Annotated in this window: 15 protein-coding genes and 1 pseudogene; 11 read left to right on the top strand and 5 right to left on the bottom strand. The window is 69.4% G+C overall.

Annotation, left to right across the window (positions count from 1 at the left end; all coding sequences use genetic code 11):
- Positions 1 to 148 precede the first annotated feature (148 nt).
- From LNW72_RS08530 to LNW72_RS08520, 3 genes are all read left to right on the top strand, one after another.
- Positions 149 to 823 carry a hypothetical protein gene (locus tag LNW72_RS08530; RefSeq protein ID WP_308401912.1) on the top strand — a complete coding sequence of 225 codons (675 nt, stop codon included), beginning with the start codon at positions 149 to 151 and terminating at the stop codon, positions 821 to 823.
- A 654-nt stretch (positions 824 to 1477) separates the two neighbouring features.
- Complete coding sequence (locus LNW72_RS08525; protein WP_250974852.1) at positions 1478 to 1648, top strand: hypothetical protein; 171 nt, start codon at positions 1478 to 1480, stop codon at positions 1646 to 1648.
- Positions 1645 to 1833 (top strand): Lrp/AsnC ligand binding domain-containing protein, encoded by a 189-nt coding sequence (locus LNW72_RS08520; RefSeq protein ID WP_250974851.1) that lies wholly within the window; start codon positions 1645 to 1647, stop codon positions 1831 to 1833. Before LNW72_RS08525 ends, LNW72_RS08520 begins: the two co-directional genes overlap by 4 nt.
- Before the next feature lie 370 nt (positions 1834 to 2203).
- On the opposite strand, the gene LNW72_RS08515 is transcribed toward LNW72_RS08520, so the two are convergent.
- The 3 genes from LNW72_RS08515 to LNW72_RS08505 form a co-directional block, all read right to left on the bottom strand.
- Positions 2204 to 8953, bottom strand: a complete 6750-nt coding sequence (locus LNW72_RS08515; RefSeq protein WP_250974850.1) for a DUF3320 domain-containing protein — start codon at positions 8951 to 8953, stop codon at positions 2204 to 2206.
- Between the two features lie 336 nt (positions 8954 to 9289).
- Positions 9290 to 9724 carry a hypothetical protein gene (locus LNW72_RS08510; protein WP_250974849.1) on the bottom strand — a complete coding sequence of 145 codons (435 nt, stop codon included), beginning with the start codon at positions 9722 to 9724 and terminating at the stop codon, positions 9290 to 9292.
- 263 nt (positions 9725 to 9987) lie between these two features.
- Positions 9988 to 10239, bottom strand: coding sequence for a hypothetical protein (locus LNW72_RS08505; RefSeq protein ID WP_250974848.1), 252 nt, complete (start codon positions 10237 to 10239; stop codon positions 9988 to 9990).
- 159 nt (positions 10240 to 10398) lie between these two features.
- On the opposite strand from LNW72_RS08505, the gene LNW72_RS08500 reads away from it, so the two are divergent.
- The 5 genes from LNW72_RS08500 (at position 10399) to LNW72_RS08480 (ending at position 15250) form a co-directional block, all read left to right on the top strand.
- Positions 10399 to 11511: a Shedu anti-phage system protein SduA domain-containing protein gene (locus LNW72_RS08500; protein ID WP_250974847.1), complete on the top strand. Its 1113-nt coding sequence runs from the start codon at positions 10399 to 10401 to the stop codon at positions 11509 to 11511.
- A gap of 97 nt (positions 11512 to 11608) precedes the next feature.
- Positions 11609 to 11932, top strand: a complete 324-nt coding sequence (locus LNW72_RS08495) for a hypothetical protein (protein WP_250974846.1) — start codon at positions 11609 to 11611, stop codon at positions 11930 to 11932.
- Positions 11933 to 12161: 229 nt separating this feature from the next.
- Positions 12162 to 13526, top strand: a complete 1365-nt coding sequence (locus tag LNW72_RS08490; protein ID WP_250974845.1) for an FAD-dependent oxidoreductase — start codon at positions 12162 to 12164, stop codon at positions 13524 to 13526.
- A gap of 113 nt (positions 13527 to 13639) precedes the next feature.
- Positions 13640 to 14605 carry a GlxA family transcriptional regulator gene (locus tag LNW72_RS08485; RefSeq protein WP_250974844.1) on the top strand — a complete coding sequence of 322 codons (966 nt, stop codon included), beginning with the start codon at positions 13640 to 13642 and terminating at the stop codon, positions 14603 to 14605.
- A gap of 12 nt (positions 14606 to 14617) precedes the next feature.
- Positions 14618 to 15250 (top strand): DJ-1/PfpI family protein, encoded by a 633-nt coding sequence (locus LNW72_RS08480; RefSeq protein ID WP_250974843.1) that lies wholly within the window; start codon positions 14618 to 14620, stop codon positions 15248 to 15250.
- A 189-nt stretch (positions 15251 to 15439) separates the two neighbouring features.
- Here the strand turns inward: LNW72_RS08480 and LNW72_RS08475 are convergent.
- Positions 15440 to 15907, bottom strand: a pseudogene (locus LNW72_RS08475) (Lrp/AsnC family transcriptional regulator); the annotation flags it as partial.
- A gap of 210 nt (positions 15908 to 16117) precedes the next feature.
- Here LNW72_RS08475 and LNW72_RS08470 point away from each other — a divergent pair.
- The 3 genes from LNW72_RS08470 to LNW72_RS08460 all read left to right on the top strand — a co-directional run bounded on the left by LNW72_RS08470 (position 16118) and on the right by LNW72_RS08460 (position 20211).
- On the top strand, positions 16118 to 17647 hold the full coding sequence (locus tag LNW72_RS08470) for an FUSC family protein (RefSeq protein WP_250980062.1): 1530 nt from the start codon (positions 16118 to 16120) through the stop codon (positions 17645 to 17647).
- 248 nt (positions 17648 to 17895) lie between these two features.
- Positions 17896 to 19089: a nitric oxide synthase oxygenase gene (locus LNW72_RS08465; protein ID WP_250980061.1), complete on the top strand. Its 1194-nt coding sequence runs from the start codon at positions 17896 to 17898 to the stop codon at positions 19087 to 19089.
- 75 nt (positions 19090 to 19164) lie between these two features.
- A complete protein-coding gene (locus LNW72_RS08460; protein ID WP_250974842.1) occupies positions 19165 to 20211 on the top strand; it encodes a lactonase family protein in 1047 nt (348 codons plus the stop codon).
- 94 nt (positions 20212 to 20305) lie between these two features.
- On the opposite strand, the gene LNW72_RS08455 is transcribed toward LNW72_RS08460, so the two are convergent.
- Positions 20306 to 21175 carry a sirohydrochlorin chelatase gene (locus tag LNW72_RS08455; protein WP_138353901.1) on the bottom strand — a complete coding sequence of 290 codons (870 nt, stop codon included), beginning with the start codon at positions 21173 to 21175 and terminating at the stop codon, positions 20306 to 20308.
- Positions 21176 to 21177 lie beyond the last annotated feature (2 nt).

Here is a 21177-nt window from a genome sequence, read left to right as displayed (position 1 = left end):
ACCGTGGCTTGTATGCACTGAGCCGCATCGACGTAACAGAGGAGAGGTGCCGGAAAATATCCGTGCTCGGCGGCGCATCTTGGCAGATTCTTGGGATCGAATTCCTGACCCTGGTGCGCGGCGTGGGCCGACGGGAGATGAACTCCAAATGTTGGAGGTGCTGGAGAAACGGGTCACTATCGGTTCTGAACGTAGGGACAATGAGCCGATTCCGCTTCTTGCCGTGGCGCAGATCTATAAGCGGGATGTTCCGGACATGCCTGTTCCCGATGGCATGGATCTACTACAGATTCTCTGGTGTCCTTTCGATGCGCACGGTGCTGACAACGGCTTGGACGTTCGCTTGAAATGGCGTCGCTCCGAAGACGTGGCTGGTCAACCGTCGCGCCGAGAGGAGCCTGAAGTGGTGGGTTCGGACGGATACTTTCCGCAGTCCTGCGTGCTGCATCCGGAGCGTGTCGCAGAGTTCCCGGATATTGAGGTGCTGCCGGTATCTCTTCAGGAGCAGCTCGAAGCAGTTCCCTACCAGCTCGACTTGTCAATTGCACCGGGTTGGAAGGTAGCTGGATTTCCCTCGTGGCATCTCACTGGTCCAGTCGAACTGAACTGCGATTGTGGCGCGCCAATGGATCTCCTGCTTTCCATGGACAGCAAGGAATGGGATCGTGGTAATCGGAGCTGGGTCCCAATGGAAGACATGGATCGTATCGGAAGGCATCATGCCTCTAGGCCGACAGAGTTGATTGTCGGGAGGGCGGGGCAGCTGAGAATGTTCGTATGCTCAGTGGATCCTTTGCACCCATATCGCTTGGACGAGCAATGATCTAAGCTGTCTCGCGCGGCCCGTTCTGTGGTTGCTTAGGAATATGTAGGGCAATAAACGTAATCAACGCCAGTATCAAGTCTCTTATTTCTCCCGACGAAACCCTGGAAAGAATAGCCCGCAGATTTTCCTCCGACTGTGCTGGCGGGCGGCCTTCGGTTTCGTTGCGCGTCGGCGACCTCCACACGTACTAGGTGGAGGCCGGAGACACGCCGGTCCTCGTCCGCAACTGTGGAACTGGTTTCAATGCGGCAGAAAACCTTGCGGCTGCGGGGCTCTTCGGATTTTCTCCGTGGATTCCTCAGGTGAGGCCTCGGCGCTGCCAGTCCATGAGATCGACTCATTGAGGTTTCCGGATGTTGCTGACAACTTCGAGAATGCACTGGGTGTCGGAAAGAGTTCGATAGCGAATCGACTAGCTGGTCGGTCTAATATCAGAGCGAACCGTAACGCTACGCAATCGGGCTCGCCGCGTCCCAGTACCCTGGAAACGGCGCCGGAGGCGGCTCGTTGAGTTGGTGGGAATATCCTTCGCGTCGACTACTCAAGGCGACAGCGCTGCAACTGTCAGGTTGTTCAACCTCACTCAGAACACCACGCATGGGCGAACCTCCCTCAGGCCGTTCCTTAGCGATAATGGGGGGCAACGGCGTTGTGCTTCTGGGAGCCCCGGACCGGGGCATCCTGGCCGTGCTGGTGAAGAACGGGCGGATCAGCAACGCCGGCCTCGCCCCGCCGCACTCGACCGAGGCCTGCGCGTTCTCGTCGGCGTCCGCCTCCTGCGCCACGCCCGCGCCGACGTCACCGCTTTCGAACGCGCTGTGATCCAGCTACCGCAGGCGGCCTTCGCTCACTACATCACTGGCAACTTCGATTACCTGCTCCAGGCCGAGGCCGCCGACCTCGCCGCCCATGAGGACGTCCACGCCAACCGGCTCGCCGGTCTGCCCGGCGTCGTCACCGTGACCAGCTACGTCACCATGAAGACCCTCACCTCCCGGGGCACCTGACCCTCAATGTCGGCAGGGCCTTTCTCGCGCGTCCGCGCTGGAGAGGCGCACCTCTGGGCCCCGTCAGGGACGCGCCCTTATGTGGCGGAGTTCTCGACGGCAGGGATCACGTGTGAGGATTGCGTTGGTCAACTGAGTGAGGAGCGACTGCACTGACAGGTTGCCTCAACGGAGCTTCGCGGACACGAACGTGGACAATCCCCGGCGCCAGGTGCGGCTGTCCTTCCTGGGCTGACCAAGATCGATCCGAGCGGCCATGCCGCCGTACTCCGCTCGCGCGAACTAAGAGCGATGTCTATGGCATGGACCTGGCGTGATCGACAGCCCTACGACGGATGCGGCAGGGGGATGAGGGGCCCTCTGCCGTGGCTCAAGCACCCTGCACAGGCATCAGTCCGCTCTCCGTCATGACCAGGTACCCCCCGGAGGTCAACTCCTCAATGTCCTCCGTCAGCGCGTCTCTGATGTCGGACCCGAGCCGCGCCCACCCGAAGAAGCGAGCCGCTTCCCGCAGCAGGTCCTCACGGTGCACACCGGGCCCCTCCTCGACCACGTTCCGGAGCACGAACTGCCGCTCCGATGCAGGGACCTCGACGACTTTCCGCTCGCATTGCGGAGTCGGCGTCCGCGCGAACTCCACGTCGCGGCCGGGACGGTCGTAGGCCGTCCCCTGCCGCACAACCTTTCCCTGTCTGACCAGGCGCTGCAGGGCGCGTCCGATGCGGTCTCGTACGACCTGACCCGAGCGGCCGAGGCCCCACGCTTCACGGACACGCTTGAAGATCACTTCCTGCTCGACCGGTCCTTCGACCTCGATGACGAACAGAGCGACTTCCGCCACCACACCGGCGGCATCGGGATCCTGAAGCTCGATTCCCGGCCGGCCCTCCTGCCTGGCCGACCCGTTCCGTACCGCCACCAGCAGTTTCACGTCCACCTCTTGGTATGGGCGGCTCCACGCCACCGGCCCGTCGTCAACCGAGACGAACCGCACCTTTGGGTCCGAGGCACCGGCGGTCTGTCCCGTGGTCGCTGCCTGGGCACTCACGCCCATGATGCCCTTGTCGGTGTCCACCACCGGATCACGGCCACCCTCTCTTGAGGGGATGGGGTCCTGCCGCGCGTGCGGATCCACCTCGCAAGCCGCCTCCACCGCTGCCTGCAGCCGCGCTACCGCGTCCCGTCGGTTGCGGTACCAGTCCGTGCCCCAGATCCGGTGCAGTTTCCAGCCGAGGTCCGTCAGAACCGCCTCACGCAGCCGGTCGCGGTCGCGGGCCGCACGCGAGGAGTGGTACATGGCGCCGTCGCATTCGATGCCGAGGGCGTACGTGCCGGTCGCGGCCGGATGACGTACGGCCATATCTATGCGGAAGCCGGCGACGCCCACTTGCGGCTGGACCGAGTAACCCCAGCCCCGCAGCACATCCAGGACCTCCTCCTCGAAGGGGCTCTCCGGTGCCGCCTCGGGATCGGCGGCGGCCTCCGTCTGGAGGATCGCCGGGCCGTGCTGCGCGTACTGCAAATAGCGCTTCAGGTGCTGCACGCTCTTGTTGGTGCTGTCGGGCAGTTCGCCTCCGTGGAAGGAGGCGACGACCTCCATGCGGCGTCGAGAGCGGGTGACCGCGACGTTGAGGCGCCGCCAGCCGCCCTCCTTGTTGATGGGCCCGAAGATCGAGAGCAGTTTGCCGTTCTGGTCCCGGCCGTAGCCGATGGAGAGAATGATGACGTCGCGCTCGTCCCCCTGGACGGTTTCGAGGTTCTTGACGAAGAAGCCGTCGAGTCGGCCCTCGGTGAAGAAGTGGTCGAGGTCCGGGCGGGCCGCCCTGACCTTCTGGACGGCTTCCTCGATCGCCTCGGCCTGCGCCTTCGACAAAGCGACCACGCCGAGTGTGAGTCCGGGGCGGGTGTCGAAGTGGTGGATGACGCGCTGCGCCACCTTGGCGGCCTCGCCGGGGTTGTTGCTCTGGCCGCCACGGTCGTAGACCCCGTCCGCTTTGAAGAACTCAACGCCGATGTCCGGGCCATGCTCCAGCGCGCCTGGGAACGTGATCATCCTGGGCTCGTAGAACTCGTGGTTACTGAAGGCGATCAGGTTCTCGTGACGGCTTCGGTAGTGCCAGCGAAGGGGCAGGCCGGTGAGCACGCCACTGGCCTTGCACATGTCGAGAATGGACTCGAAGGCGGCGTCGTTGCCGTCCCACTCGTCGTCTTCATCCCCGGCTCCGCCCGCGTTGAAGAACGAGGTGGGCGGCAGTTGCTTCTGGTCGCCCGCCACGATGAGCGATTTGCCGCGATAGACGGAGTTCACAGCGTCCTGCGGAAGCACCTGAGAGGCCTCGTCGAAGATCACGACGTCGAACTTGAAGTCCGGCGGCAGGAATTGGCTGACCGTGAGCGGACTCATCATGAAGCAGGGCTTGATCACGCGGACGACGTCGCCGGTCTGGCCCAGCAGGTGGCGCACCGGCATGTGGCGGCGCTGCTTCTCCGCCTCACGGCGGATCACCGCTGCCTGGCCCACGGTTGTGCGGCGGGGGCGGCGGGCGTTGCACGCGGCGATGACGTCGGCGTGGGCCGCCGCCACCAGATCGCGGTCCGCTGACCGGAACCGCTGCACCAGCTCGTCGCGCTCTGCTGCCTGCATGGGCTTCAGGCGGGCGTCGACGGTGAGCTGGTGCTCGACCCAGGCGGTGAGCACTGAGCGTTCCATCGCCGCCGGGAAGTCATCGGCCGATACCTCGCGTTGGGCGAGCTGGCCGGGCAGTCCTTCGAGGTGATAGCCGCGCAGGAGCGTCAGCGCGCCGGCGCATTTTGTCCACGCATCGGGGCCGAACGGGTCGCGGTCCAGGCGGGCCAGGACGGACTCTGCCGCAGGCAGGGACTGGCCGAGTTCACGCCGTAGCTCCTCCGCTCGTACGGGCTCGAAGTGTCCAGCGAGGGCATTGCGTTGGCGGCGCCAGTCCTCGTCACGCGTCGAGACGGAGAGGTTGGGGGGTGTGGTCAGCAGTGTGCGCGCGGCTGCTTCCGACAAGGGCGCGGAGTGGCCGGCGTGTGCGGTTCGGCGCACCTTCTGGGCCCAGTCCACGCCGTCCAGGACCTCGTCGCGGTTGGTTGTGGGGCCTTGGTAGAGCACTCCGAGAAGTTCACGGTAGGCGGAGTCGTTCTCGGCGAACCGTGCCTCGGCTGCTCGCGCGGAGACGACGGCGGTCACCGTCTCCCGGGCACGGGAGAGCGTCAGCCCGGCACTGTCGTTCATGACGCGGGCGACCGAGCGAACGAGGTCGGCCGCATCGTGGAAGGGCTCCACATGCGCACGCAGCCAGTCCGCCGCCTTGTCCAGCGGGTGGGCGACGAGTGCGGAGCCGACCACTGCGAGGTGGGGTTGCCGGGCATACGCGTGCCAGCGGTCCAGTTCGACACGGATCTTCTCCGTCTGCCGGAGGAGTCCATGTGGTTCGGGCCGGCCGTCGGCCAGTACATCGGCGAGCTGAGCCCGGCGCGCGGGGTCGGCGATGGTGTCCGGTGCCAGACGTGCGACCAGGTGCGCGGCCTCCAGCGCGCTGCGAACGGCGTCGGTGGCGGGACGGCCGCCCGCGGCGTACCGGCCCAGCAGGTCGCGCTCGAGGTCGCTCGCGTGTGGGCCGGTCTGTCGACGGGTCGCATCGAGGGCGCGGCGTAGGAGATTCCCGGTGGCCTCATAGCCCGTGACACCGTGGGGAGCGGTCTCACTCAGATCTGTCGCTTCGGTGTCCTGCCCTCGGTACCAGGGACCGAGAAGTGCCCGGTCGGTCGTCGCCCGGGCGCCGAAGGCAGCCGATTCCCGCTGAGCCGCGTGGGCAATCGTGATCGCGGTCCGCGCGGAAGCGAGGGTGTGATCGGAACCCCGGCTGTCGTCGGGGTGGCCCACCGAGGTCACGGTGTCCAGCAGGGCGATTGCTTGGCTGAGTGGGGCGAGATGTGCGCGCAGCCAGCGGGCGACGTCGGCGAGCGGTCTCTTCGTCAGCTCGGCCGCGTAGGGCGAGAGATACGGACGGCCCAGGTGCAGGTGCCACACGGCGAGTCCGTCGCGTAGGGCGGCTCCCTGCTCGAGGAGTTCGCGGTGCGGCTCACCGCCGTCAGCCAGCTGAGCGGCGAGGAGGCCCCTGCGGTAAGGGTCCGCGACCGTGTGCGGTGCGAGACTGTGGACGGATTCGGCGTGCTCGAGTGCCTTCCCCAGGGCGGGGATGTCCGGCAGCTCCGTCCGTCCGTAGCGGCCGAGCAGCTCCGCGTCGGACGCGGTGAGCGTGCGCAGATCTTGGTATGCGGTGCGCCAGGCGAGGGCGAGCGGCAGCTGGTCGTGCACATCGCCGCGCCATGAGCCAGCGTGGGTGAGCTGGGCAACCAGTTTCCGGTCGGCGCGGACGCCGCTGGAGAGCATGCCGCCGATTCCCCTACGGCTTTCCGCGAGACGCCCGATGGCTTCGGGCAGTCCGGGTGCGGATACGACCTCGGGCAGGAACATGTCGCGCGCCGCCGCTTCGGCCGCCGTCAACTGGGCGGCGGCCAAAGTGATGTCAGCGACCGCCGCCCGCGCCAGCGGCCGCACACGCGGGTCGAGCCAGTCTTTGAGGGCACGGTCGGACGCGGTGGCCGACTCGATGAGCGTGGCCACGTCCTCCGCTTCCATCGTCGACTTCGGGGAGCCGTAGCCGAGCCGTGCGGCTGCGGAGTCGGCGTGCCGCCCGGCTGCCTCCAGGGTGTCCGCCAGAGTTTCGAAGCATTCGGCCAGCTCCGCTGCCCGCCTGCGGGAGAGGGCAGCTATGTCGACGCCGACCGGCTCCAACTCGTCGAGAGCCAGATCGTTGGCCGGTCTCCCAGCATTCAGTTCCGCGCGCAGATCGGCCCAACCCGGACCTGCCTGGGACGCCGCGAGCGACTGTGCCGACCGCACCTGATCCCGGCGGGTGAAGAACGCGCTCAGCGCGTCGGCGATGACGCACACCGCGGCCTGTTCCGCCCGTTCAGCGCCTTGGGGAGCCAGCCACTGGTCGGGCGGCCGGTGGGTGGTGCCTGCCAGGCCGATCACGTCACACACGTGGCGGGCCTCCTCGAGGCTTTCCGGCGCGTTGAGCCCTGCCGTGCGGCCGGCGTTGGTGAGGCTCTGGTGGGTGCGCTCCAGCACGTCGGCCGTTGCGTCGAGCTCGTCGGCCAGCTCGCGGGCACGCACCTCGGTGAAACCGATGGGTTCGAGCCCGGGTGGCGAGAGCGCCAGGAGTACCTGCTCGGCCGCGCCCGGCTCGGCCATCAGCCGGGTGGGTACCTCCTGCCAGCGTTCGCCGACCGCAGCGCGGGCGGCGGCGGTTGCGCGTTGGAGTCTGCGCAGCTCCGTCAGGAAGACATCGACCCGGTCCTCCACAGTGTCTGCGAAGCTGCTGGTCGTCAGCCAGGGCTCCGGCACCGGACTGCGGGAGTCGAGGAGTGCCAGGAGCGCGAGCAGGCGGTCGATGCCGGGTTGGTCGGTGATGGGTTCTCCATCGGCCGCGAGGTCCGGGTACCGGTCCACGGCTACGGCGAGTCCATCGCGCGCTGCTTTGGCCTGCTCGAGTACAGGCTTGGGATGCGGTAAGCCCGCCCGCAGGTCCCGCCAGGGGAACGACGGATCTGCGACTGCTTCCCACGCGTCGGAGATGCCCTTCGTCGCCTCTATGATCCGGCGCAGATCCGAACCGCTGAGGTGCTCCGCCCGGAACGCCGCCGGCTCCTGCGGAGCGGTGTCGTCGCTTGCGGTCAGATACGCGACCGGCGCTTCTGACAGCTGCCCCACCTGACCGATCACGTCGTGCAGAGTCTGCCCAAGTGGCTCACGGACCTCGTTCATCGCCTCGGCGTAGGCGCTGAGCGCCATCCGCGTCTCGCGAGCCTGCGCCAAGGTCTGCTGTGACAGCTGTGGCGCCCGCGGTTCCTCCGCCAGGGCCCGGCCGAGTTCGTGGGCGACCGCCTTGCGGCTGGTGCTGTGGCTGTGCAGGGCGAGCGCGTACGAGTCGAGTCCGACGGATCGCAGGCGGTTGAGCACGACATCGAGTGCCGCTGCCTTCTCACTGACGAACAGCACGCTGCGGCCCGCATGCATCAACCCGGCGATCATGTTGGTGATCGTCTGGCTCTTTCCGGTGCCTGGTGGACCGTCCAGCACGAACGACTGTCCTGCCACTGCGGCGGCGACGGCCTGTCGCTGAGACGCATCGGCGTCCAGCACCAGCGGGCAGTCCTCGGGAGGGCTCAATTCGTCGATCCGGTCGAGATCGATCGCCTCGAAATAGAAGCGGTCGTCCGCGAGGCCGGCACCCGCGCCGAGCGCCATCGCCCTGACGAGATCGCTGTCCAGCACCCGGGACTCGTTGTCCAGCAGATCCTGGTACATCGACTCCTTGTGGGAAGCGAAGAGCGCGACCACCACACGGTCGGAGACCTGCCACCCGGTCTTGCCCGCGACTGCACGGGCCGCAGTCGACAGCACTGCACGCAGATCCGTGGGATCCTGCTCGACGACCGACGCCCAGTCGATGTGAAACTGCTCCAGTTTCACCTTCAGAGCCGGGTTGAGCCGTGGGTCCTCGTCGTCGTTGGCCCTGAGGCGGATCCGGCCGTCCTTCGTACGCTCGATGAGGACCGGCAGCAGGATCAGTGGGGCGTCGCTGCTCGTCTCGGCACCGTCCTCGCGCCAGCGGAGCATGCCGACACCGAGGTTGAGAGTCCACAGGCCGTAGTCGTTGAACAGCTGCGTCGACTTGCTACGCAGACTGTTCAGAGCGCGCAGCAGGGCCGGCGCTGTGGTCTTCTGCGTCACAATCCAGTCCCCGTGCTCGCCTTTCGCGGCGGGTATGGCGACGGTGGCGGCCACTGCCCCATCTGTCTCGGGCTCATCGTCCGGGAGTGGCGCGAAGCTCCAGCCGCGATCCAGGCCTTCGACGAGCTTCTGCGCGGACGGTAACGAGATCTCCAGAGTCGCCGACTTGGTGTGCCTGAAGTTGAGCAGACGGTTGCGTCCGCTCAGATCCACCAGGGAAGTCCGCCATCCGGCGAGGATCGCCCTGAGCCGTTCGCGATCTGCGTTGTCGCCGAAGCCGTTCGGAATAGTCACGCTGGTCCCCGCTGATCGTCGCCTCTGGGCCAACAGAGCGTGGGCGTTCCCGGCAGGCGTTCTGCCGCCAACGTGAAGAGCTGCCAGGAACGTTCGCGTCGTCCCGTTGGCCGCACAAGTCCCGATGATGCCCCCTGAAGGCAGGAGTCTACGGTCAGCGCTCCAGGCCGTGAAGCGGAACAATCACGTGGCTGCCCAGTGGTGTTACGGGGCGTGCCAGTGACCGCCGTCAGTTACCGCGGGAACAGGAGGTGTTGCGCGGTGCACATCGACATGAACGCGCATCACCACCTGGGCCCCAGGGCCTGCATGACTGGACTTGGGGTGGGGACGTATTCAGGCTTCGCGTAGTTGCCGGAGTTCGTTCAGTGGCAGGCGCGCTTCCTGAGCGGCGGCGCTCGCGTCAAAGCGGATGCCCTCGGCCTCCAGGATGCTGGCGGGGGAGCCTTCGTGTGCCGAGATGGCTTCCAGCAAGGTGTGCAGACTCGTCCAGTCCTCGCGGGTGCCGCTGAGCTGTTTGGCCAGGACCGCCAGGCTGGTGCCGGCCAAGGCCGCCCATGCATCAGGGTCGACAGTCCCCGGGACGAGGTCGGTGTCGACATCCCACCACGTTGTGTCCTGTATCCCGTCGGCTGTCCGGCCGGCCACGCTGGTGAAGATGTGGTTGACGAGTCCGGTCGGCGTGTACGGCTCGCCGTCGGCGTCCCAGGTCAACGGCTTGGCGGTGTTATTGATCCATCTAGCGGTCGCACGGTTCTCCTCCTCACCCACCCGGGTGGGGATGGCACTGCGGAGGGATTCCGGCGCGCCGTGCCTCGGAACGAGCCGCAGTCTGGCCCCGTCCAGAAGCAGCCCGACGCCAACGAGAACGTGCACGGCGTTGCGGGCGCGCGAGCGTTCCTCCAGTCTCCGTCCACATGATCGAGGAGGCGCCTCCTGCAGGCGTGGAACTCGACGGTCTGCCCCCGTCCCCTCAGGAATTCGCGGTGGGCCTGGGCCAGCGTGTCAAGGGCGAACCGGGATGCCAGGGCGGCTTAGGTGATCGCCTGGAGATGCACATCCCGGTCGGCCGTTCCCCGCTTCAATTCGGCCACCGCGAGGCGGCCGGTGGCGTCCCGGCCCAGGATGTCCAGTCTGTCGCGGGCGAGCACCCCGTCCGTATCGGCCCAGCGGTCGAACTCGGAGGTGATCATGAGCACCGGCTCGCCGAGCACCTGTAGGTGGTCGATCACCCACTCCTGGAGGTGCTGCCGTTCGGCCGGCAACGGCGAAGAGGTGATCCACACTGCTCCTCTCGTCCGCCGGCTGCATCGCGCCCGGTGCCCTGAGCGGGGCCCAATCCGCTCGGATCGGCCCTCTGGGCACCTGATCCTCCGCCTCTTCTCGACTGCCCGTTGAACCCGCTACGAGTATCAATGTCAGTGCCCGATCCTAGGGTGGCCCGCATGGCGACGACCTTTCGATCCGGCTTCACGCTTTGGAAAATGGTCCAGGCGGCCCGGGAGTTCACCCAGGACGCGCGCGTGCGGGAGCGCATCGACGCGGTGCTGCGCATCATGGGTGGCTTCGGCGGGACGTACGGCAGGGGCCGACCGCTCGTGGATGCCTTGGAGGATGTAGCGCAAGAGGCCGTCTTGCACGGGGACTTCGGGCTCGCCCAGCGCTTTCAGCGCTTCGCCGCTTATGCCGGAGGCGAGCTGTTCCTCGAAATTCTGGAGAACTACTACGACGAGGAGGCACGGCAGCGCAGTGAGGAGAGCATGCGGAGAATGGTCGCCATGGGTGCCGACCGGGCGGTCGCCGCCCTGGATGTCCTGTGCCGAGACAACCCCGATGCCACTGCCGCTGACGCTCGTGATCTCTTTCGCGGTGTCGCCCGGTCCGGTGATCACCTGGGCCTCGGGGCTGGAGAGGGCGGAGTCCAGTTGTCCGTCAAGGAAGTGAGAAGACTGCAGCAGTTCGGGCACATGGAAATACTTCTGCGAAACGTTCCGGGGCCGGCCTCCGCCGAGGCCGCGCGGATGATGAGCGACGTCCTGGCCGACGCTGACGCAGATCTGTTGGCCCAACTGCTCGAACTGAAGGTCAGGAGAACCGGCCTCGCTGCCCTGCGTGCCGCCGCAGAGGACCCGGACAGCTCCGAGAGTGCTCTCCACGCCTGCCTGAAGAACCAGGAATGGATCTTTGGCGGAGCCTATGTGGCCGAATTGGCACGCCGGCAGTACACCTCGGACACGATCCTCGACATTCCGCTGCTGCGTGGTGACGGTTCCTTGCACGTGGTGGAACTCAAGCGTGCCAATATCAAGGACCTGATCATCCGACGTGACGGCCATTTCATGTTGGGTGCACCGGTTCATCGCGCGGTCTCTCAGGCACAGAACTACCTCCGCGCCATGGACGAGAACCGCCGGTCCATCCTTGAGGATCACGGTGTTGACACCCGCAGGTCCTCGGCGACGGTGGTGATCGGGCACGCGCGGTACGTGAGCGGGAACGTCACCCCCAGGAGGTCGCGGAAACTCTGCGCACCTACAACTCGCATATGGCGCGCATAGAAGTGATCACGTACGAGACCTTGCTGGATTCGGCGGCCCGGATGCTGGCGCTCTCGTCGGCACAGCAGCACTCTGACTCGACCGAGGAGCCCGCAGCATGAAGGACGCCCCTCCTGCGATCGAGTCGTTCCTGGCCCTCCTGTGCGGTGGTGCCATCACCGACAAGGACTACGTCGGCTATTTCCTGAACGAGCACGGCGAGGAGCTCGTCTTCGCCCAGAGTCGAGGTGAGAAGACCGCCCGGCTCTGGCACAGCGACGCGGATTGGCAGATGTTTCGCGTGGGCGATCACTCGATACGGGTCGGCGAGATCATGGACGGGATGATTACGGCCGACGGCCTGATCATCAATCGCGAGGAAGCGACGTGGTTGTCCTCCTGCCTGGCTGCTTCCCGCCACCTACGCCCAGGGCGTGCCTGACGCCCTCGAAGACGGGGCGATGCCGGAGGCTCTGGTTCCAGGCTTCACAAGTGCACGGTTGACCTGCGGTGGGGCGCCGGCGAAGCCAGCTACCGATGTACACCTTGACTATGAGACCCCATAAGGTGGCCTTATGGGGTCATAGGTCTGACCCGGCTACTAACTTAGGTTTGCCTTAGTTTAGGCTTCCCGGCGAGTCCGTCTGTTACCGCTCGAAGGGAACCTGATCATGCTTCGCCCTGTGCGGGTAGCAATCGTCGGAGCCGGCCCCGCCGGGATCTATGCCGCCGACGCGCTGCTGAAATCCCCGGCGGCCGTCGCGCCCGGTGTGTCCATCGACCTCTTCGAGCGGATGCCGGCGCCGTTCGGGCTGATCCGTTACGGCGTCGCCCCCGACCACCCGCGGATCAAGGGCATCGTCACGGCCCTGCACCAGGTGCTCGACAAGCCGCAGGTCCGCCTCTTCGGGAACGTGGACTACCCGGGTGACATCAGCCTGGACGATCTGCGGACCTTCTACGACGCGGTGATCTTCTCCACCGGGGCGACGGCGGACCGGGCGCTCGACATAGCCGGCAGCGACCTCGACGGTTCGTACGGCGCGGCGGACTTCGTGTCCTGGTACGACGGGCACCCGGACGTGCCGCGGACCTGGCCGCTCACGGCGGAGAAGGTCGCCGTCCTCGGGGTCGGGAACGTCGCGCTCGACGTGGCGCGCATCCTGGCCAAGACCGCGGACGAACTGCTGCCGACCGAGATCCCGCCGAACGTCCACGAGGGACTCAAGGCCAACAAGGCCCTGGAGGTCCATGTCTTCGGCCGCCGCGGTCCGGCGCAGGCGAAGTTCAGCCCGATGGAGCTGCGGGAGCTGGACCACTCCCCGAACATCGAGGTCATCGTCGACCCCGAGGACATCGACTACGACGACGGCTCGATCGCGACCCGGCGCGGCAACAAGCAGGCCGACATGGTCGCGAAGACCCTGGAGAACTGGGCCATCCGCGACGTCGGCGACCGCCCGCACAAGCTGTTCCTGCACTTCTTCGAGTCGCCCGCCGAGATCCTCGGCGAGGACGGCCAGGTCGTCGGGCTGCGCACCGAGCGCACCGCCCTCGACGGCACCGGCAACGTCAAGGGCACCGGCACCTTCAAGGACTGGGACGTCAGCGCGGTCTACCGTGCGGTGGGGTACCTGTCCGACGAGCTGCCCAAGCTGCCCTGGGACGTCGCGTCGGGCACGGTGCCCGACCAGGGCGGCCGGGTGATCGAGGAGACCGGCGAGCACCTGCGGTCGACCTACGTCACCGGCTGGATCCGGCGCGGCCCCGTGGGGCTGATCGGCCACACCAAGGGCGACGCCAACGAGACGGTCGCCAGCCTGCTGGACGACCTCGCGAACGGCCGGCTGCACACGCCCGGCTCGCCCGCCCCGGAGGACGTGGAGGCGTTCCTCGGCGAGCGGAACGTCCGCTTCACCACGTGGGAGGGCTGGCACCGGCTGGACGCCGCGGAGCGGGCGCTGGGCGAGCCGCAGGGCCGCGAGCGCGTGAAGATCGTCGAGCGTGCGGAGATGCTGGACGCGAGCGGCGCGTAGGCCTGCCGGCTTCCGCCGGATCTGCGTCCGGCGGAAGCCGCACGACTCGGGGTGGCGGGAATCGTCATAACCCTGTCCTTGCCGCCATCCTCCGGGGCGGTGACGATGAACCGGTGACCGGCCAACGCATCGTCTTCGTCGTCGCCCCGGATTTCCAGATCCTCGATCTGACCGGGCCGCACGAGGTGTTCTCGCAAGCCGGACGGCACAGTCCGGGCGGACCCGGCTACCGGATCGACACCGTCGCTGCCGCCCCGGGACCGGTCGCGTCCAGCGGCGGGCTCGCCGTCACCCCGACGCTGACGTTCGACGCGTGCGAGGGGCCGATCGGCACGCTGGTCGCCGTCGGCGGTCCCGGTATGCGGCGGGCGGCCCAGGACGCGGAGTTCGTCGGGTGGTTCACCGCGGCCGCCCGGCGTTCCGACCGGGTCGCCTCCGTCTGCAGCGGTGCCTTCCTGCTCGCCGCGGCCGGGCTGCTGAACGGCCGGCGCGCCGTCACGCACTGGAACAGCTGCGCCGAACTGGCCGAGCGGTATCCGGAGGTGACCGTCGACCCCGACCCGATCTTCGTCAGGGACGGCGACGTCTGGACCTCGGCCGGGGTCACCGCGGGCATCGACCTGGCGCTGGCGATGGTCGAGCGGGACCACGGCGCCGACCTCGCCCGGGACATCGCCCGGCAGCTCGTCATGTTCGTGCAACGGCCCGGCGGCCAGGCGCAGTTCAGCACCCAGCTCGCCGCCCAGCGCCCGTCGAGGGCGCCGCTGCGCGCGGTGCAGGACTGGATCGCAGACCATCTGGGCGCGGACCTGGCGGTCCCGGTACTGGCGGCCCGCGCCGGGATGAGTGAGCGCAACTTCACCAGGGCCTTCCGGGCCGGTACCGGCCGGACGCCCGCCGCTTACGTCGAGGCCGCCCGCGTCGAGGCGGCCCGGCGGCTGCTGGAGACCACCGACACGACGGTCAGTGCGGTTGCCCAGCGCTGTGGATTCGGCACCGTGGAGACCATGCACCGCACCTTCCGGCGGACCGTCCGGGTCACCCCGGGCGAGTACCGCCGCCACTTCGGCACCAACTGATCAGGAGTCGCCATGCGCATCGTCATTCCGCTGTTCGACGGGTTCACCGCACTGGACGCCGTGGGCCCGTACGAGGTGCTCAAGATGCTGCCCGGAGCGGAGACGGTGTTCGCCGCCGAGACGGCGGGGCCGGTCAGGGACAGCGCCAAGACCCTCGCCCTGACCGCCGACGCGGCGTTCGGCGAGATCACTGCCTGCGACGTACTGGTGGTGCCGGGCGGGCGGGGCGTCCGGGACTTCCTGACCGACCCCGGCCTGCTCGACTGGGTCCGGCGGATGCACGCGACGACCACCTGGACCACCTCGGTCTGCACCGGATCGCTGGCGCTCGCGGCGGCGGGACTGCTGGACGGTCTCACCGCGGCCTCCCACTGGAGCGCTGCGGAGGATCTGAACGAGCTCGGCGCCGTCTACACCGGGGAGCGGGTGGTGTTCCACGACGAGCAGCGGATCGTGACCTCCGCCGGGGTATCCTCGGGGATCGACATGGCCCTCGCGCTCGTCGGGCGGATCGCCGGCCGGACCACCGCCGAGGCGATCCAGCTGATGATCGAGTACGACCCGCAGCCGCCCTTCGACGCCGGCTCGCCCGAGAAGGCGCCGCAGGCCGCCAAGGACCTCATCGCGGCGGGCCTCAACCGGTAGGACGCGCGGGGCCGCCGCACGGCCGCGTGCGGAGCTCCATGATCTCGCGCATCCGCGGGAAGACCGCGGTCGCGGTCGCGGTGGCGGCCAGGCGCGGATGGGGCCGGTCCTTGCTGTCCAGCAACTCCACCGGCGCCGACAGGCCGAGCGATCACGGTGCCCGGTCCGCGGCGCTCCGCCCCGGCCCTCGGCGCTCCGTCCCACCGCCTCGACCAGCGGCAGCACCCGGTGCGGCACGCGCTCGCGCAGCGCCACCTCGGTCCGGGTACGGACCACGCCCGGGGTGCTGATCAGCCGCTGGACGACGTCCTCCAGATGCGCGTTGTCGCGCGCGACGACGCGGGTCAGCAGGTCACCGCCGCCGGTGACCGAGACCGCCTCGATGATCTCGGGCACCGCGGCCAGCGCCTCACCGACATCGTCGAGGTGCCCCTGGGTCACCTCGATGTGGACGAAGGCCAGCACCGGATGGCCGAGCGCGGCGGGTGACAGCCGCGGGCCGAAGCCGGTGATCACCCCGTCGCGCTCCAGCCGGTCGATCCGGGCCTGGAGCGTGCCGCGGGCCACGCCCAGGACGCGGGCGTACTCCCGCACGCTGGTGCGCGGCTGTTCCAGCATCAGCCGCAGGATGCGGGCGTCCAGCGCGTCGACGGCCATGGGCCACTGGTCTCCTTCTGGTCGATCATCGAGGCTCATCACTGTACCAATGGCTCACCATCAGCTGGCTCGTTTGAGCCATTGCCCCTGGTGATGCTTTCCTTGGCGTGACGATGGCGTTGCGGTCCTCCGCAGCGCCTTTGCCATGTCCGCAGATCGACCGATGCCGAACAAGCCGAACAAGGGGCGGGGACCACCGACGTGAAGAGGATGTTCATCGCTCCGGATCCGGGACTCGCGCGGCTGCGCAGCGCGTCCCGCGCGGTCCTGGGCATCGCGCTGGCGGTCGCCTCCGCCCTGCTGGCCGGGCTGCCGATGCCCGCCGTGGCGGGCGGCGGGCTCGCCGCGCTGCTGGCGCTCTTCGTCGTCGGGGACGCCCGGGTCGGCCAGCAGGCGGTCACCACCGCCCTGATGCCCGTGGTCGGACTCCCGGTCCTCGCGGTCGCCGCGTGCCTCCACACGGTCCCGTACGCCCGTGACGCGGTCTTCCTGGCCGTGGTCTTCGCCGGCGTCTACGCCCGCCGCTGGGGGCCGCGCGGGCACGCGCTCGGCGTGTTCGCGTTCATGATGTTCTTCATCTCCCAGTTCCTGCACGCCGTCCCGTCCGCGCTCCCCGAGCTGTGCGGCGCCGTCGGCCTGGGCCTCGGCTCCGCCGCGCTCGTCCGCTTCGGCGTCTGGTGCTACGAGCGCCGGGCCGCCCCGCCGGCCGTCGTCGCGCTGCCGCAGGCGCGCGGACTGCGCAGGATCACCACCCGCCAGGCGTTCCAGGCCGCCGCCGCTTCCGGCTGCGCCCTGGCGCTCGGGCAGGCGCTCTCCGAGGACCGCTGGTACTGGGCGGTCGGCACCGCGTGGTGGATCTTCGTGAACACCGCCCACCGGGGAGAGACGCTGGTCCGCGGTTTCCGCCGGGTGCTCGGCACCGTGACGGGCATCGCCGCCGGACTCGCGCTGGCCCTGCCGCTGCACGGCGCGGGGGCGCCGACCGCGCTGCTCGTCGGGATCTGCGTCTTCGGGATCTTCTACACCGCGCCCGTGTCGTACAGCTGGATGATGTTCTTCGTGACCGTCATGGCGGGCTCGCTCTACGGGCTGCTGGGCATCCTCCACCCGGGCCTGCTGTGGCTGCGGCTGGAGGAGACCGCCGTCGGGGCGCTCGGCGCGGCACTGGCCGTGGTCGTCGTCCTGCCGATCAGCACGCACGCCGCCACCGACGCCTGGATCCAGCGCGCGCTGCACGGCGTGCGCGACTTCACCACCCAGGCCGCGCACCATCTGGCAGGCGGCCCCGGCGAGGACCTCGCGCAGCGCGCGAAGGAGCTCGACCTCGTGCTCGGCAGGGTCAGGACCACCGTCGCCCCGCTCGTCCACCCGTTCAGCCCGCTGCGGGCCCGCCGGGCGCGGGCGCGGCAGGTGCTCGCGCTGCTCGACGAGTGCGCGGACCGGGTCCACCGCCTCGCCGCCGTGGTGGCCGACCCGGACGCGGGCCACGACGAGCGGCTGCTCGCCGCCTGCCGCCGCGTCGAGGAAGCCGTCCACCGGCTCGTGTCGCCCGGTGCCCCGCACGTCCCGGCAAGGCTGACCGCGGTCGCGGAGGCCGCCGAGCACCCGCACGCCGAGCGCCCGCACAGCGAGCACCCGCACGCGGAACACGCGCTGGCGCACCTGCACGCACTGGAGGGGGCGCTCGCCGAACTGGTCGCACCCCTGCACGCGACTCCACGCGCCCTTTTGGCCGCCTGAGCTGCGACGTGGACACGCGGACCATGTCTGAGGCATGTGCATCGACCACGAACAGGATGGATCAGCCGCTCCACGGGTAGGACCCTGCGCATCGGAATTCCGCGGGCCGCAGCGGGATGCGGTCCGGGAGCCGAACATCTTGGGGAGTGCGCGGCGTGCTGAACTTTCTGCGACGGACCGACGTGAGGGCGCATCAGGAACGGACGGTGGGGGCGGAGGTGCCGGTCGGGCGCCCGGCGGCCCGCCCGGTGGGACCGGAGCAGCGGGAGGCGCAGGCCGAGGTCTGGCCGCTGGCCAGGGAGTTCCTGCGGCAGCTGCACTGTGAGGAGGCCGACCCCGGCGCCCTCGCAGCGCGTCTGACACGGGTGCGGGCCGAGATCGACGCCACCGGCACCTACCGGCACACCAGACAGGAACTGGTCTTCGGCGCGCGGGTCGCCTGGCGCAACAACAACCGCTGCATAGGGCGGCTGTACTGGAACTCCCTGCACATCCGTGACCGGCGCCGGATCTCCGACGCCGCAGGCATCGCCGAGGAGTCGGCGGCCCATCTGCGTGCGGCGGCCAACGGCGGACGGATCCGCCCGGTCATCACCGTCTTCGCCCCCGACGCACCCGGCGTGCCGGGACCGCGGATCCACAACGAGCAGCTGATCAGGTACGCCGGCTACCGGGACGCGGACGGCGTGGTGACGGGGGATCCGCGCAACACCGGCATCACCGAGGCGGCCGAGCGGCTGGGCTGGCCGCGCGGACCGGGCACCGCGTTCGACGTCCTGCCGCTGATCGTCCAGGGCCGCGGCGAGGAGCCGTGCTGGTTCACCCTTCCGGCCGACGCGCTGTTCGAGGTGCCGATCGTCCACCCGGAGCTGGAGTGGCTCGCCGAGTGGGGACTGCGCTGGCACGCCGTTCCGGCGATCTCCGACATGAGCCTGGAGATCGGCGGGATCCGCTACCCGGCCGCGCCGTTCAACGGCTGGTACATGGGCACCGAGATCGGCGCCCGCAACCTCGCCGACACCGACCGCTACGACCTGCTGCCGCGGTTCGCCCGGCGGCTGGGCCTGGACACCAGCAGCGACCGGACGCTGTGGAAGGACCGCGCCCTGGTCGAACTCAACCGGGCCGTCCTGCACTCGTTCGACCGGGCCGGCGCCACCGTCACCGACCACCACACCGAGTCCCGCCGCTTCCTCACCCACGTCGACCGTGAGGAGCGCAAGGGGCGCAGCGTGCCGGCCGACTGGTCGTGGATCGTGCCGCCGATCTCCGGCTCGGCCACCGAGGTGTTCCACCGCTACTACGAAACGGGCGACCGCACCCCGGCCTATGTGCACCGCTCCGCCGCACCCCGCACGGAGCCCCGGACGGAGCCCCGCACCGAGCCTCGCACGGAGCCCCGTACGGGCCAGGGCACGTGTCCCGGATCGGTCCACGTGTAGCCCCGGCCGTGCGGCCGGCCGCGCCGACCACTAATGTCACCGCAGCACACGTTGCAGGAGTGACAGGAGCAAGTGGTGGCCGCGCACGCATACATCGGATCATTCACCTCGGCGGGCGGACGCGGCCTCACCACGGCCACCGTCGACCCAGGGACCGGTGTGCTCACCGTGCTGGGGTCGGCGGCGGAGGTGGCCGACCCGTCCTTCCTGGCGCTCTCCGCCGACCGCGAGGTGCTGTACACGGTGAGCGAGACGTCCGAGGGCGGCGCCGCGGCCTTCTCGCTGGCGGACCCCGCCGCGCCGCGCCAGCTGGGCGGCACGGTGCCCGTACGCGGCAGCGCGCCCACCCACCTGTGCCTGCACGGGGGGCACCTGGTCACCGCCAACTACACGTCGGGCAGCGTCAGCGTGCTGGGCCTCGACGCGGCCGGCGGCGGGCTCGGCGCGGTGCGCAGCGTGCTGGAGCACGAGGGCGACGGGCCGGACAAGAAGCGCCAGAGGGGCCCGCACGCCCATATGGTCCTGCCGGACCCCTCGGGTCGCTGGCTGCTCAGCGTCGACCTCGGCACCGACTCGGTGCGGGTGTGCGAGCTCGACACGGCCACCGGCGAGCTGGAGATCGAGCGGGAGCTCGGGCTGCGCTCCGGGGTCGGACCGCGCCATATGACCTTCCACCCGCGCGGTGACCGGGCGTACGTCATGAACGAGCTGCGGTCCGTCGTCACCGTCTGCCGGTGGGACGCGGCGGCCGGATCGCTGCGGCCGGTGACCGAGGTGTCGGTACTGCCCGAGGGCGCGGCGGGCCCGGAGAACCCCAACTACCCGTCGGAACTGGTCGTCTCATCCGACGGCCGGTTCGCCTGGGCGGCCAACCGCGGCCACAACAGCATCGCGGTGCTCTCCCTCGACGAGTCGGGGGACCGGATGGAGCTGCTGGACACCGTGCCCTGCGGCGGGGACTGGCCGCGGCACCTCACCGCCGACCCGTCCGGCCGCCGGCTGTACGCGTCCAACGAGCGGTCCGGCGACGTGACCTGGTTCGACATCGACCAGGAGACCGGCATCCCCAAGCAGGCCGGCTCGGTGGACGTGCCGGCCGCCTCCTGCGTGCTGCTGCGCTGAACCGCGTGCTGGTGCGCTGAACCCGGTAGGGGGACGGCGGACACAGCGGTGCGGGCGGCGCTGAACGCGCCGCCCGCACCGTTGTGGTGGAACGTCAGTGCACCGGGGCGCCCTGCGGGGCGATGCCGAGCGCGGTCGTGTACTGGGCGACCACGAGCTTGCCCACCGCCGGGTAGGGGCCGAGCGCGTCGGCGCCGGAGCAGCCCGCCTCCTCGGCCGCGGAGTGCAGCAGCTGGGCGGCGACCTCGGGACCGATCAGGCACGGTGCGAGGGCGAGGTTGGTGGAGCCGGAGGACCGCAGCTGCTCGGCGGCGCGGGCGATCGACCCGTCCACGTCCAGCGCGGCGGCCAGCACCGGGACCGCGAGCCGGGCCGCGAGCAGCAGACCGGTGACACCGGCCGCCTGTACGGCCTCCTCGCCGCCCACGGTGGCCAGGATGATGCCGTCGGCGGCCGTCGCGACGGTGAACAGCCGGGCGCGGTCGGCACGGGCCAGCCCGGCCTCGGAGAGCCGCACGTGCAGCGCCTCGGCGAGCAGCGGGTGCGGGCCGAGTACATCGGTCACCTCGGCGCCGCAGCGGCTGTCGGTCACCGCCTGGCGGATCCGGCGGACCACCGACGCGTCGGGCCCGGCCAGCAGCGGGACCACGACGGCGGCGGGGGAGCCGTCAGGGCGCTCGGAGGCGGCCTGCGTGAGCACGGCCTCCAGCGCCGGGAACTCGGCGTCGTCCCCTTCGAGGTAGCCGATGCGCGGGTCGAGGCCCGACAGCTCGGAACGGGCGATGCTCATGACCTCTTCCGCCAGACTGCGTACGGCGGGGGTCGGGGTGCCGGGAACAGCGAGAACCAGCACCGGCGCGCCCTCGGGCGCGGCCAGGGGCTCCGGTCGGCGGTGGCGTCCCGGCTGGCGGGGACGCGGCATTCGAACGGGGAGGCCGGGTGCGGGGCCAGTGGCAGTGCTCATGG

It is taken from the genome of Streptomyces sp. RKAG293 (assembly GCF_023701745.1).
In the GTDB taxonomy this organism is placed as follows: domain Bacteria; phylum Actinomycetota; class Actinomycetes; order Streptomycetales; family Streptomycetaceae; genus Actinacidiphila.
This window is presented reverse-complemented; position numbering and strand designations above follow the sequence as displayed.

Excerpts from the sequence above, each read along its gene's own strand:
- LNW72_RS08470 (WP_250980062.1), top strand. The coding sequence starts at position 16,118 with ATGTTCATCGCTCCGGATCCGGGACTCGCGCGGCTGCGCAGCGCGTCC.
- LNW72_RS08480 (WP_250974843.1), top strand. The coding sequence starts at position 14,618 with ATGCGCATCGTCATTCCGCTGTTCGACGGGTTCACCGCACTGGACGCC.
- LNW72_RS08495 (WP_250974846.1), top strand. The coding sequence starts at position 11,609 with ATGAAGGACGCCCCTCCTGCGATCGAGTCGTTCCTGGCCCTCCTGTGC.
- LNW72_RS08490 (WP_250974845.1), top strand. The coding sequence starts at position 12,162 with ATGCTTCGCCCTGTGCGGGTAGCAATCGTCGGAGCCGGCCCCGCCGGG.
- LNW72_RS08530 (WP_308401912.1), top strand. The coding sequence starts at position 149 with ATGTTGGAGGTGCTGGAGAAACGGGTCACTATCGGTTCTGAACGTAGG.
- LNW72_RS08455 (WP_138353901.1), bottom strand. The coding sequence starts at position 21,175 with ATGAGCACTGCCACTGGCCCCGCACCCGGCCTCCCCGTTCGAATGCCG.
- LNW72_RS08500 (WP_250974847.1), top strand. The coding sequence starts at position 10,399 with ATGGCGACGACCTTTCGATCCGGCTTCACGCTTTGGAAAATGGTCCAG.